Raw genomic sequence first — 12,993 nt, forward strand, 5'->3', positions numbered from 1 at the left:
TTTTTTGTGCATTTGCTACATAATACCGCAATACTATGCCGTAATATGAATAGAAGAGGCTATTATCTATTTTGCGAAAAATGACACGGAAATGACCGCTTGCCTGTGGCATTAGCGTGTGCCATAGACCACAATGGTTTTGCCGTGGGCGGAGATCAGCCCGTCATCTTCCAACATTTTCAAAATTCTGCCGACCGTTTCCCGTGAGCAGCCGACCATTTGCCCGATTTCTTGGCGGGTAATTTTGATCTGCATTCCTTGCGGGTGGGTCATCGCATCGGGCATTTTGGCTAGGTTCATCAATGTTTGGGCAATACGTCCGGTAACATCAAGAAACGCAAGATTGCTGACTTGGCGGGAGGTCATTCGTAAACGGCGGGCCATTTGGGCGGAGAGATACATCAAAATATCCGGATTAAGATGCACTAACTGTTTGAATTTCTTATAGGAAATTTCCGCAATCTCACAGTTGCCCTTGCTGCGTACCCACGCCGTGCGCGGCTGGATTTTTTCTTCAAATAAGCCGATTTCACCGACAAATTCTCCCTGCCCTAAATTCGTCAGCAGCATCTCTTTGCCTTCATCATCTTTGATGAACACGGAAACCGCCCCACTGATAATATAAAATAGAGATTGCGCATCTTCACCTGCGTGGATAAGGGTATATTTGGCAGGGTAGCGGTGGATGTGGCAATGTGTCAAAAACCATTCAACCGCAGGGTCGTGAATAGACGGAGGCGGGCTCACATTTTCCAGTTGCGCTGTTGAAATTGAAACATCTTTCATAAGATCCTCTGAACTGACTTTACCGAGAGAACATATCTAAATGTAAAGATTCTACCACGAAATTTACATATTCCCTAAGAAAGATTTTTTATCTTTAATATCAAGGCTTTGATGAAGTTCTGACCAAACAATGACGGCTTTATCCGCTTCAAGTAATGCCATTAACCTTGCCCGCTTTTCTGCTAGGGTGAGTTCTTGTTCGCCGTAGTCGGTGCCTTCACGCAAGATAACGGAATCCAGTACATTCGAGAGGGTTGTTTCTTCCAATGATTGCCAAGGGATAATCATTATATTTCCTTAATAAATTTCAGCGGTTTTTTAATGAGGTTGATGCCTTTCAATGATGCTACGCCATTCCAGATTGTGGTAGTGCCAGTAAAAATGTCTAAAACGCATCGGATAGCCGGGTAACCAAGGTTTTGCCGCCGTATTATAATGGAGAATAAGCGGAATATCCTCCCCGATATCTTCAATTAAGTCCGCTTGATATTGGTTGACGAAATCCAATCCTAATTGGTAATTCACATAGGGGTGTAGCGGTTGCCAATGCGGTCTAAACAATGCGTTTAATACATATTGATCTGCCCCGTTTTTAATTTGTTCGGAATGAGTTTGATGATATGCCATCGCCTTTTGGGTAATATTTTCTGCTTTCCAACGTTGATTATTGATGAGTAATACGCCGGCATTAAATTCTGCCGGATTGATCGGATCAACTACCGCACCGACAAAATTATCTTTTAAATCAACCTGATAAAGCATATCTAAGTTGCCGTTTACGATGACATCGCAATCTAAATAGAGAGTGATCTCGTCCGCTAAAAATTGCGGAATAAAATAGCGAAAAAAGGTTGAATCCGAGGCGATATGCTCGAATGTAGTATAGTGTTTGATTTCTTCGCAATTGACTTTGATATCGTAAATATGGCACTCAATTTGGTTGAGATAGCGGTTTAAATAATCAAACCATTCCGTCGGAAAATCCCGATTTAATACATAAAAGCGTAAATGGGTATTATGATAACAAATTGATTTTATTGTTGTTATCAGTTGTGTTGCAAAGCGGCTATCTGCCGCTAAAATAATACTGTTTGTTTGTTTGTTTGTTTGTTTGTTTGTTTGTTTGTTTGTTTGTTTGTTTGTTTGTTTGTTTGTTTGTTTGTTTGTTTGTTTGTTTGTTTGTTTGTCATACATAATATTTCCTAACGTTATTATTTGTCTTTGGTATTATTTAGCAAATCCATAAAAATCGCTATTTTAATGCAAATATAGGGACGCTACACTCGCGTCCATTAGTAAATCAAATTATTCCAATGTGTTATCAATGGACGCAAGTGTGGCGTCCCTACAATGTGAGCGAAATTCACGTTTTTGAAATGGTTAAGGTTTAATAAAATACTGGCTTGATTAACGCCCACTGCTTTTCAAAATGTTGGTGTTGGTTAAACTGAAAATTAGAACGCACCAACCGTAAAAATTGCCCTTCGCAAAATGTGACCAAATAGCCGGCTAATGCGCGTTCATCGTTGAATGCCCGCCCTTCGCGTAATTTTCGCATTTGCAGAATGTTCATAAATTGCAGCTCTAAGCCGTCAAAAAATTTTGCGATACGGGATTTCAACATTGCATCTTCAAACATCAAGGCGTGTCCGGTGAGAATACGGGTAACGCCGGGGTTTTTCTGGGCAAAGTCCAAAATAGTTTGCAAAATTGCCTTTATTGCCGTTTCCGTATCGTTTTGGCGTTTGCTGACATTGATATAGCCGTTGAGCGTAAATTCAATCCGCTCAATCAAGGCTTCAAACATTTTGGTTTTGCTCGGAAAATAGCGGTAGAGCGCCCCCTCCGACACACCGACCGCCTTGGCAAGACGCTCGGTAGTAACACGTTGCATTCCCGTTTCGGCATTGAGCAAGCCGATTAACACCTCTAAAACTTGTTGCTGACGCTCTTTGATCGACTTTTTCGGCATTTTAACCGTTGGGGTTACCGTGGTGATCTCGTTATTGTTTGCCTGAATGTCCAAAACCGCCCTCGCCTCGTTCTGTTTGTTGAAAATCATTGACTAAATTAAATTGTGCCTGCACCACCGGTACAAACACCATTTGCGCAATGCGGTCGCCCACGTTTACGGTGAACGGCTGATCGCCACGATTCCACAGGGATACCATTAGCGGCCCTTGATAATCGGAGTCGATTAGCCCGACTAAATTGCCGAGCACGATGCCGTTTTTATGTCCCAAGCCGGAGCGGGGCAGGATCACCGCCGCTAAATTAGGATCGGCGATGTAGATCGCGATGCCTGTCGGGATCAGCACGGTTTGCCCCGCTTCCACCGTAAGCGGCTGGTCAAGTAACGCCCGCAGATCCAAGCCGGCAGAGCCTTCTGTGGCATAAGTCGGGAGCGGAAATTCCGTCCCGATACGGCGGTCTAAAATTTTTAAGTCGATTTGCTTCATTTTTTGTTTTCCTATTGAGGTAAGCTGTGGCGGTAACGTGCCACAATTTCTTCGGCAAGTTGCACGGCAAGAGCGGATTTGTCCGCAAGCGGTAACATTTTCTCGCCATTTTGCCAAAAGAGGTGCAGGGCGTTTTGATCTTGCCCGAACACTTGCCCGCCCGATACATCGTTTGCGCAAATTAAGTCTAATTTTTTGCGGGTTAATTTGGCTTTGGCATAGGCGGCGACATTTTGCGTTTCGGCAGCAAAACCCACCACAAAGGGACGATTTTCCGTTAAATGCGCCACACTTGCAATAATATCGGGGTTTTTGACGAATGTGAGGGTGAATTTATCGTTGTCATCGGTTTTTTTGATTTTATGGGTGGCGACCTGTTCGACACGATAATCTGCGACGGCGGCGCAGCCGATAAAAATAGCATTTTTTGTGGCTAAACTGACCGCTTGCTCTGCCATTTCCAAGGCAGATTGAACGTCGGTACGTTGCACATTATCCGGTGTGGCAAGATGCACGGGGCCGGCGATGAGATGTACTTTTGCCCCACGTTTCGCGAAAGCGGCGGCGATCGCAAACCCCATTTTACCCGAACTGTGATTACTGATATAGCGTACCGGATCGATCGCTTCACGGGTCGGACCTGCGGTGATCACGACACTCAGATCCGCCCAATCCGATTGATTTGAAAAATGATCTCGGATCGCCTGCATTATTTCGGCAGGCTCTGCCATTCTGCCCGCACCTATATCGCCGCAGGCTTGAAAGCCGCTGTTCGGCCCAATCAACATCACGCCCTGTTCACGCAAATTTTGCAGATTTTGTTGCACAATCGACCGCTTGTACATCTGCTGGTTCATTGCCGGCGCAACTAAAATCGGTGCAGGGGTGGCAAGGCAGAGGGTAGAAAGGAGATCGTTGCCCATTCCAAGTCGTAAACGGGCAATAAAATCGGCGCTTGCCGGCGCAATGACAACCAAATCTGCCCATTTTGCCAATTCTATATGTCCCATCGCCAGCTCCGCTTGCGGATCGAGCAGTGAATTTGACACCGCATTGCCCGAAATCGCTTGTAAGGTGAGAGGCGTTACAAAGGCTTCGGCAGCGGGGGTGAGAACTACCCGCACCTCTGCTCCTGCCGTTTTGAGCAGGCGGACTAACTCAATGGTTTTGTAAGCGGCAATCCCGCCGGTAATGCCGACCACAATATGTTTATTTTTTAACATAGAATGCCTCATTGCTTGAGATAGTGCTATTGTACTGAAAATAGGTACTCACTCACAATCCCCTAATTTTGCGATCTGTATCGTAAAACCCACAATATGTCTTTGTGTGAATTGAAACGGCATTTTATGCTGATGCTTTCAATGAGACGGAGTAACGAAATGGCAAACTCGCCTTTAATGCCGAGAGAAAAATTATTAAAAGAGGGGGCAGCCGCCCTAACCGATGCCGAATTACTGGCAATCTTTTTACGCACGGGCATCAAAGATCTGCCGGTAATGGCATTAGCCGAAAGTGTACTAGTTGCTTTCGGTTCACTGCGGGGATTACTGACTGCGGATTTGGAGGCTTTTTGCAAACTGCGAGGGCTGGGGCAAACACAATATATTCAATTACAAGCCAGCAAAGAGATGACAAAACGCTACCTTTCTCAACAAATGGAGATGAGCGAAGCCATCACTTCGCCGGAATTGGCGGTGATGTATTTTCAATCGGAGCTGGAAGACAACGAGCGTGAAGTGTTTATGGTGCTGTTTTTGGATAATCAAAACCGCTTGATTAAAAAAGAAAAAATGTTTTACGGCACGATTAACCAAGCTTCCGTTCACCCCAGAGAAGTGGTTAAAGCGGCTTTGCGTTATAATGCGGCGGCGATTATTGTGGCGCATAATCACCCGTCCGGAAATTGTACGCCGAGCGGGGCGGATCGTTTTTTAACGCGTAAGATTGAAATGGCGTGCGATCTGGTCGATATCCGATTTATCGATCATATTATTGTCGGTAAGGGCGATTATTTTTCATTCGAGGAAGATAAGCTGGAACAGGAAATTTAACAAATTTCCCCTTGTAAGCGCTGACTAAAATCAGTATAATCCGCAGTCTTTAAAATAGTCTGTGGGTCGGGTTTTATACCTGACGAGGTAGTCGGAAGGCATTGCCCTGATAACCCGAACCATTTAGCTTAAGCTTAAGTAATATTGGAGAATTTCAAATGTCTAGAGTCTGTCAAGTAACAGGCAAGCGTCCGGCAGTTGGTAACAACCGCTCACACGCAATGAATGCGACAAAACGTCGTTTCCTTCCAAATCTTCACACTCACCGTTTTTGGGTTGAGAGTGAAAAACGTTTCGTAACCTTACGTTTAACGGCGAAAGGTATGCGTATTATTGATAAAAAAGGCATTGATGCAGTGTTAGCTGAAATCCGTGCTCGTGGTGAAAAAATCTAAGGAGCTAACTAATGGCAGCTAAAGGCGCTCGTGAGAAAATCCGCTTAGTTTCTTCTGCAGAAACAGGTCATTTCTATACAACAACCAAAAATAAACGTAATATGCCGGAAAAAATGGAAATCAAAAAATTTGATCCTGTTGTGCGTAAACACGTTATCTACAAAGAAGCAAAAATCAAATAATTTGCTGATGCTCATTTCAAACCCGACTGTAATCAGTCGGGTTTTTCTTTATTTGCTTAAATCGTACAGAAAAATGGTCGATTTCCGCAAAAAACACTTCCCTTTTTGCTAGAAAAATGTACTATTAGCCGCCCTTAAATATCCACGCTATTTAAGGCGTCGTTTCCAACCTATTTCCTCAGAAAGGATAGGGCAAAAACAAAAAAGCTGAAACGCTTTTTTTAATAAGTAGCGAGTCAAATGCCCCAAGGCGTCTTATCTTCCAGGATAAGAAAGCTTAGGCTTTCCGCAAGGCACCCGACTTATTTTTTTAACCTCTTAAAGAAGGTCTTTTTCAAATGACAAACACCCCTGTAAACCCGATTTCCCAAGCCACTAATGCCTATTATTTAGATCGCCAAAATCAAATGGAATCTAATGTGTGTAGTTATCCGAGAAAATTACCCCTTGCGATTGCCAAAGCACAAGGTTGCTGGGTAACCGATGTTGAAGGCAACGAGTATTTGGATTGTTTAGCCGGTGCGGGCACATTAGCCCTTGGGCATAATCACCCGGCGGTTATCCAAGCGATTCAAGATGTATTGGCGAGCGGTTTACCGTTACACACCTTAGATTTAACTACCCCGCTTAAAGATGCGTTTACTCAAGAATTGCTCGCTTTCTTTCCAAAAGATCAGTATCGCCTCCAATTCTGTGGGCCGTCAGGTGCGGACGGCACAGAAGCGGCGATTAAACTGGCTAAAACCTATACCGGACGGGGCAATGTGATCGCATTTTCCGGCGGTTATCACGGAATGACGCACGGCTCATTATCAATGACGGGCAATCTCAGTGCAAAAAATGCCGTACAAAACCTAATGGCGGGCGTGCAATTTATGCCCTATCCACACGAATACCGCTGCCCGTTAGGTATTGGCGGCGAAGCGGGTGTCGATGCTTTAACTTACTATTTTGAGAACTTTATTGAAGATGTGGAAAGCGGCGTGGTTAAACCAGCGGCAGTGATTTTGGAAGCGATTCAAGGTGAAGGCGGCGTAGTAACCGCACCGGTAAAATGGTTGCAGAAAATCCATGAAGTAACGCAAAAACACGGTATCGTCTTAATTTTAGATGAAGTCCAAGCCGGTTTCTGCCGTTCCGGTAAAATGTTCGCCTTTGAACACGCCGGCATTGAGCCTGATGTGGTTGTAATGTCTAAAGCTGTGGGCGGTAGCTTACCGTTAGCGGTATTAGCAATTAAAAAAGAGTTTGATGCGTGGCAACCGGCAGGGCATACCGGCACATTCCGTGGCAATCAACTGGCAATGGCAACGGGCTATGCATCATTAAAAATAATGAAAGAACAGAATTTGGCACACAATGCCGAGCAACGGGGGGCGTTCCTACAAACCGAACTCAAACGGCTAAGTGAGCAGTTCGGCTGTATCGGCAATGTACGGGGCAAAGGGCTGATGATCGGGATTGAAATTGTCGATGAACGCCAAACCAAAGATCGTATCGGCGCATATCCGGCGGATACCGAATTGGCGGCGGCGATCCAAAAAGCCTGTTTTAACCACAAATTATTGCTTGAGCGGGGCGGACGTGGCGGTAATGTGGTGCGGATTCTTTGCCCGTTAATCATCACTCAAGCCGAGTGCGAAGAGCTGATTAACCGCTTTAGTCAAGCGGTAGCAGAGGCATTGAAAGCGGTGAGAGGATAATAACTTAATTAAATGCTAGCTAATGCAAGTAATTGTTGAATTGATCCTGCAACTTATTGGGGAATATTTGGTGAAGAAATATAAGAAAATGAGTATCTACCTATCGGTAGGCTCGTTTTTACTCGTTTCTGTGTTTTTATTCTGTACTTCATCAGAGAAAATAGATGCAATCATAATAGCTGCTTTAGTGGCAGGATTTTTGTTTACAATCATTGCGTTAGCATTTTTTATTTTTTTGAAAGAATCAAAATGTACATATCTCAACGTATATCGAAGCGTTAATATAATAGATCACAAGTGCGTATTTACGGATTTTGGAATAAATAGAATGACAAATCTCTCCCAACACAAACAAGCGCTTTTTTGTAATGATGCGCAATCCATTGCTGATTATCAAACGGCGATGAATGAAGCCGTGCAAGCGGTCAGTGCTTGGCTAAAAAATGAAAAAATGTACACGGGCGGTAGTATCAAGCAGTTACGCTCGGAAATTGCCTTTAGTCCGTCAAAAACGGGGCTGGGCGTGCAAAAATCACTGGCACGCTTGGTGGATCTGTTTTTGAACAAAAGTTTGAAAGTGCATCACCCGCACTCGTTGGCGCATTTACATTGTCCGACGATGGTTGCCAGCCAAGTTGCCGAAGTGTTGATTAACGCCACGAATCAGTCGATGGATTCGTGGGATCAGAGTCCGGCAGGATCGCTAATGGAAGTGCAGTTGATCGATTGGTTACGCCAAAAGGTCGGCTATGGCACGGGACAAGCCGGCGTGTTTACCTCGGGAGGCACGCAATCAAACTTAATGGGCGTGTTGCTTGCCCGTGATGCGTGCATTGCGAAGCATTGGCAGCAGGCGGACGGCTCGGAATGGTCGGTGCAGCAGGCAGGATTGCTGCCCGAAGCGTTGGCAAAGGTGAAGGTGCTTTGCTCGGAAAATGCGCACTTTTCGGTGCAGAAGAATATGGCGATGATGGGGATGGGCTTTCAGTCCGTCATCACCGTGCCGTGCCGCTCAAATGCTCAGATGGACGTCGCGGCGCTTGCAAATATTATCCAAGAACAGACCGCTTACGGCAACATTATCGCTTGTGTGGTGGCAACTGCCGGCACAACGGATGCAGGGGCGATCGATCCTTTGGCGGAAATTAGTGAGATTTGCCAACAGGCAGGGATTTGGTTGCACGTTGATGCGGCGTGGGGCGGGGCGTTACTGCTTTCTAACCGCTACCGTCATTTCCTCAATGGCTTGGAGCGTGCCGATTCCGTTACCCTCGATTTCCATAAGCATTTTTTCCAAACCATTTCGTGCGGGGCATTTTTGTTGAAGGACGAGCATAACTACCGTTTCATTGATTATAAAGCGGACTATCTCAATTCCGACTATGACGAGCAGCACGGCGTGCCGAATTTGGTGGCGAAATCATTGCAGACCACCCGCCGTTTTGATGCGCTGAAATTGTGGTTTACGGTAGAAGCCTTAGGTGAAGAGCTGTACGGTTCGATGATTGATCACGGGGTCGATTTAACCCGCCAAGTTGCGGATTACATTCAGCAAACGGCAGGCTTAGAATTGCTGGTTGAGCCGCAATTTGCCTCCGTGCTATTCCGCGTTGTGCCACAGGGGTATCCGAGCGAGCATTTGGACGCTCTCAATCAAAATGTGGCGGACGAATTGTTTGCCCGCGGCGAAGCGAATATCGGCGTAACCAAAGTCGGTAATGTGCAGTCCCTCAAAATGACTACGTTAAGCCCGATTGCAACGCTTGATAATGTAAAAGCCTTACTTGCTCAAGTGCAAACCCAAGCGGACAAGATCAAAGAGGCGATTGCGAAAGGTGAATATATTCCGCCGATTGACTAGACAAGCGGTCGGTTAGGTTATCTTTTTTGCTTGATCAGATCTTGTAAACGGACGCCGGCGTGGCGTCCCTACTATGAGCAATCATTTGCGTTATGCTATTGCGACATAATCTCGGAGTATTTCAGAATTTATGCTTCAATGCCTTCAAACAGCAAGGTGCTGAGATAGCGTTCTGATGCAGACGGCAAAATAGCAACAATGGTTTTATCGGCAAATTCCGGTAGTTTGGCGATCCGATCCGCTGCTGCAACCGCCGCACCCGATGAAATCCCGACTAAAATTCCTTCTTCTGCCATAATACGACGGGCAGTCGCAATAGCAGTTTCACTATCCACTTGCTCAACGCGGTCAATCAGGCTGAGATCGAGATTTTGGGGAATAAAACCTGCGCCGATCCCTTGGATTTTGTGCGGGCCGGGTTGAATATCTTCGCCGTTTAATGTTTGCGTAATCACTGGTGATTCTTTTGGCTCAACTGCCACACTGATTACCGCTTTGCCCTGCGTTTTTTTGAGGTAACGGCTGACACCGGTAATCGTGCCGCCTGTGCCGACCCCTGCCACGAAAACATCAATATTCCCTTCGGTCGCTTGCCAAATTTCAGGGCCGGTGGTTTGCTCGTGGATCGCCGGATTGGCAGGGTTTTCAAACTGCTTCAGCATTACATAACGGTTTGGATCGCTGGCGACAATGTCCTCCGCTTTGGCAATAGCGCCTTTCATTCCTTTTGCCCCTTCGGTCAGCACTAAATTTGCACCTAGACCACGCAGCAGCCGTTTACGCTCGGTACTCATTGTTTCGGGCATTGTTAAGGTGAGTTTGTAGCCACGCGCGGCGGCAACATAAGCTAACGCAATCCCTGTATTACCGCTGGTTGCATCCACAATTTCCTTATCTTTGGTTAAAATACCGTCTTTTTCCGCCTGCCACACCATATTGGCACCGATACGGCATTTCACGCTAAAACTCGGATTGCGTCCTTCCACTTTTACTAACAGATTACCGTTTTGCCCAAAATGTTTTAAGCGAACAAGCGGAGTATTGCCGATTGTTTCTGAATTGTCTGCGTAGATTGTCATTTTGTCTTCCTTTCTATTTAATCAATGAATGGGTTAAGCATACCGTTTTTTAAGTAGAAGTTAATGAAAAGAATTGCATTTGATATAATTAAATGGCATATAAAAGCGGTTAATTAAGAGGGTTTTGGCAATATGAATTGGGATAAGCACGAAGTTTCATTATTATGTCGTAGCGGTATCAGCCTATATTTCTCATATTTTGTGAAAAGGCTGTATCGGTCAATATAGCTGTTTTTATCTATTTGCGACATAATAGTGCATTTTGTAAAAGATGGGTGGAATCAGACCGCTTGCAAGGCAGTTTAAATTCCGTCATAGTGCGTTTTTAAAGAGTAGAGAATAAATGAAACAGATTCAACTTGGCACGCGTAAAATGATACAGTGGTTATTTATCGGGCTGATTTTAATACTTGCTGCGATCAACTGGTTTATCAATGAGCGGCACGAGCGTAAAGCACCAACGAAAACCGAACAAAGGGTATTAGCGGATATTCCCCAAAATTTAGGGCAGTATGATACCGTAATGGCACAGGATAAGTTAGGGCAAAACCGCACGGCAAAAGTGGATTACTATATGTTGGCATTGTCTTGGTCACCGGGTTTTTGCGAGATACAAAAACATAAAAATGAGGGTGATACGCCACGTCATTTGCAATATCAATGTGGCGAAGAGAGTCAATTCGGCTGGGTGATTCACGGCTTGTGGCCGCAAAGTCGGCAAGCACGTGAACCTGCGGATCATCCTCGTTTTTGTCAAGGTGATTTGCCCCCGTTACCAGTGGCTTTAATTAAGCAATATCTGCCGGAATCGCCGGGAGCGGCATTATTGCAAGGGCAGTGGGAAAAGCACGGTGCCTGTGCTTTTGACAGTGCCGAGCAATATTTTGCAAAGCAGAAAGCCTTGTTTGATCGCCTCGTGTTGCCGAATGAGGCAATGTCGAGAAAGGCACTGTTCCAGTGGCTGAAATCGCATAATCCTGAACTGAAAACGGCTTATTTAGGTGCAAGCAAAAATGAACTCTATATTTGCTACGATCGACATTGGAATGTAATGGATTGCCCTCGCTAATGTTCCGCTAGTTAAAAATGCAAGTACAACGTCAGTTACAACGAGATCTCTCCAAAGCGAACAGCTATTTCGATAAAACCTTTACACCGCCAAGTGTTAGTTATGCAGTGAGAGGGTTAAAAGCAGGCGTTGCATATCTACAACGCAATGAAATTCGGTTTAACCCGATTTTATTGCAAGAAAATGGAACGGCATTTATTCAACAGGTTGTACCGCACGAGTTAGCGCATATTTTGGTTTATCAACAATTCGGACGGGTTCAACCCCACGGCAAAGAATGGAAAATGATGATGGAAAAGGTCTTAGACGTACCGGCAGAGATTTATCATTGTTTCGATACCCGCAATGTCGGCCAACAATTTGAATATATTTGCCATTGTCAGCGCCACCGACTTTCCTTACGCCGCCATAATGCCGTGTTACGCCAACAACGGCAATATTTTTGCCGGCACTGCCATCAAGTATGCGATAATCACAACCGATCTAATCGGTTTTAATATTGATTTTACTAGATTGTTGCTTGTTTTATTTTTCTTTTGGGTACTTGTACGGGTACTTTTTTACAAGCTCATCACGATTTAAGCGAACGCAAGTAGAATTATGAATTGCATTTTATCTTGTTCTGTATCGTATGTCTTTATGAATAATCCGCTAAATTTCACCTATTACAACCTAATCCCGCATTATTTTGTGCGGAAGGCTTAAACGGTCGGGAAAACGGGCAAAATGAATAACGCCCCTTTTTCGGGGCGTGTGAGGCAGTTTTGAATGGTTTTATCAGAATGATTGCTATTTCTTTTTAAGCGTTAATCCGCCTTTGATTAAGTAGCCCGCCGATTTGCCGACTAGGTGCGGTTTGTGAATGTCGGTACAACGTACAATCTCCACTTTCCCGCCTTTCTCCTTGTAGGTATCCACAAATAACCCACCTTTTCTGCGGACAGTGTAGCCGTAGGACGGCTCGTAGATTGTGCCTTGCTTTTTACCGCTTCGGCTCGGCACATAGGCTAAAATGATGCTATCGCTCCAAATTGGGGTTAATTCCCCGTCTTTCTCTTGCACGGCACTACCGATTTTCACCGTTTCCACGCCGATAAGTTCGGCAAAGATTTGTGGGGTTAAAATCCCCGTGCGAGTGTACTTGATACGCTCTAATAAGGCTTCGTTCTCTTTCAAAATGAGCCACACATCTTTTGCAATAATGCAAACGTTCGGTTCTCGCCCGATAGTTGCTGAAATTGCCTCAATGCCCGTGTTAATCAAGCTCAACGGGGGGGGCAATGATCTTCCAAAATTGAACCACAAAGATCCTTTAAAAGTGATCCACTTTTATTATTTCTTAATTACGATGTTTAAATCGATAAGATTCATTACCCGTTTCTAAAATATGGCAATGGTGAATTAA

General features: G+C 44.9%; 14 protein-coding genes and 1 pseudogene. 7 read left to right on the forward strand and 8 right to left on the reverse strand.

Annotated elements, in window-relative coordinates; genetic code table 11:
* Positions 1-111: 111 nt before the first annotated feature.
* The 6 genes from crp to coaBC all read right to left on the reverse strand — a co-directional run bounded on the left by crp (position 112) and on the right by coaBC (position 4,468).
* Positions 112-786: a cAMP-activated global transcriptional regulator CRP gene (crp, locus tag E4T80_RS05065; RefSeq protein ID WP_135055668.1), complete on the reverse strand. Its 675-nt coding sequence runs from the start codon at positions 784-786 to the stop codon at positions 112-114.
* Positions 787-849: 63 nt separating this feature from the next.
* Positions 850-1,074 carry a YheU family protein gene (locus tag E4T80_RS05070; protein WP_047977712.1) on the reverse strand — a complete coding sequence of 75 codons (225 nt, stop codon included), beginning with the start codon at positions 1,072-1,074 and terminating at the stop codon, positions 850-852.
* A gap of 30 nt (positions 1,075-1,104) precedes the next feature.
* Positions 1,105-1,980 (reverse strand): glycosyltransferase family 8 protein, encoded by an 876-nt coding sequence (locus tag E4T80_RS05075; RefSeq protein WP_194188938.1) that lies wholly within the window; start codon positions 1,978-1,980, stop codon positions 1,105-1,107.
* 193 nt (positions 1,981-2,173) lie between these two features.
* Positions 2,174-2,758: a nucleoid occlusion factor SlmA gene (gene slmA / locus E4T80_RS05080; protein ID WP_135055700.1), complete on the reverse strand. Its 585-nt coding sequence runs from the start codon at positions 2,756-2,758 to the stop codon at positions 2,174-2,176.
* Between the two features lie 31 nt (positions 2,759-2,789).
* The gene (dut, locus tag E4T80_RS05085; protein WP_135055671.1) at positions 2,790-3,245 is read right to left on the reverse strand and encodes a dUTP diphosphatase; all 456 of its coding nucleotides are present in this window, start codon (positions 3,243-3,245) and stop codon (positions 2,790-2,792) included.
* 11 nt (positions 3,246-3,256) lie between these two features.
* Positions 3,257-4,468, reverse strand: a complete 1,212-nt coding sequence (gene coaBC, locus E4T80_RS05090; RefSeq protein ID WP_135055674.1) for a bifunctional phosphopantothenoylcysteine decarboxylase/phosphopantothenate--cysteine ligase CoaBC — start codon at positions 4,466-4,468, stop codon at positions 3,257-3,259.
* 159 nt (positions 4,469-4,627) lie between these two features.
* On the opposite strand from coaBC, the gene radC reads away from it, so the two are divergent.
* From radC to E4T80_RS05115, 5 genes are all read left to right on the forward strand, one after another.
* A complete protein-coding gene (gene radC, locus E4T80_RS05095) occupies positions 4,628-5,299 on the forward strand; it encodes a RadC family protein (protein WP_135055703.1) in 672 nt (223 codons plus the stop codon).
* Positions 5,300-5,457: 158 nt separating this feature from the next.
* The gene (gene rpmB, locus E4T80_RS05100) at positions 5,458-5,694 is read left to right on the forward strand and encodes a 50S ribosomal protein L28 (protein WP_047977608.1); all 237 of its coding nucleotides are present in this window, start codon (positions 5,458-5,460) and stop codon (positions 5,692-5,694) included.
* 11 nt (positions 5,695-5,705) lie between these two features.
* Positions 5,706-5,876, forward strand: coding sequence for a 50S ribosomal protein L33 (gene rpmG / locus E4T80_RS05105; protein ID WP_047977607.1), 171 nt, complete (start codon positions 5,706-5,708; stop codon positions 5,874-5,876).
* A gap of 338 nt (positions 5,877-6,214) precedes the next feature.
* A complete protein-coding gene (locus tag E4T80_RS05110; RefSeq protein WP_135055677.1) occupies positions 6,215-7,579 on the forward strand; it encodes a diaminobutyrate--2-oxoglutarate transaminase in 1,365 nt (454 codons plus the stop codon).
* A gap of 328 nt (positions 7,580-7,907) precedes the next feature.
* The gene (locus E4T80_RS05115) at positions 7,908-9,440 is read left to right on the forward strand and encodes a pyridoxal phosphate-dependent decarboxylase family protein (RefSeq protein ID WP_135055680.1); all 1,533 of its coding nucleotides are present in this window, start codon (positions 7,908-7,910) and stop codon (positions 9,438-9,440) included.
* Positions 9,441-9,568: 128 nt separating this feature from the next.
* On the opposite strand, the gene cysK is transcribed toward E4T80_RS05115, so the two are convergent.
* Complete coding sequence (cysK, locus tag E4T80_RS05120) at positions 9,569-10,519, reverse strand: cysteine synthase A (protein WP_135055683.1); 951 nt, start codon at positions 10,517-10,519, stop codon at positions 9,569-9,571.
* Positions 10,520-10,862: 343 nt separating this feature from the next.
* On the opposite strand from cysK, the gene E4T80_RS05125 reads away from it, so the two are divergent.
* The gene (locus E4T80_RS05125; protein ID WP_135055686.1) at positions 10,863-11,588 is read left to right on the forward strand and encodes a ribonuclease T2 family protein; all 726 of its coding nucleotides are present in this window, start codon (positions 10,863-10,865) and stop codon (positions 11,586-11,588) included.
* Positions 11,589-11,605: 17 nt separating this feature from the next.
* Positions 11,606-12,085 (forward strand): SprT family zinc-dependent metalloprotease, encoded by a 480-nt coding sequence (locus E4T80_RS05130; protein ID WP_135055691.1) that lies wholly within the window; start codon positions 11,606-11,608, stop codon positions 12,083-12,085.
* A 292-nt stretch (positions 12,086-12,377) separates the two neighbouring features.
* Here E4T80_RS05130 and E4T80_RS05135 read toward each other — a convergent pair.
* Positions 12,378-12,860, reverse strand: a pseudogene (locus E4T80_RS05135) (inorganic pyrophosphatase); the annotation flags it as partial.
* Between the last annotated feature and the right edge of the window lie 133 nt (positions 12,861-12,993).

Source organism: Muribacter muris, assembly GCF_004569585.1.
Lineage (GTDB): Bacteria > Pseudomonadota > Gammaproteobacteria > Enterobacterales > Pasteurellaceae > Muribacter > Muribacter muris.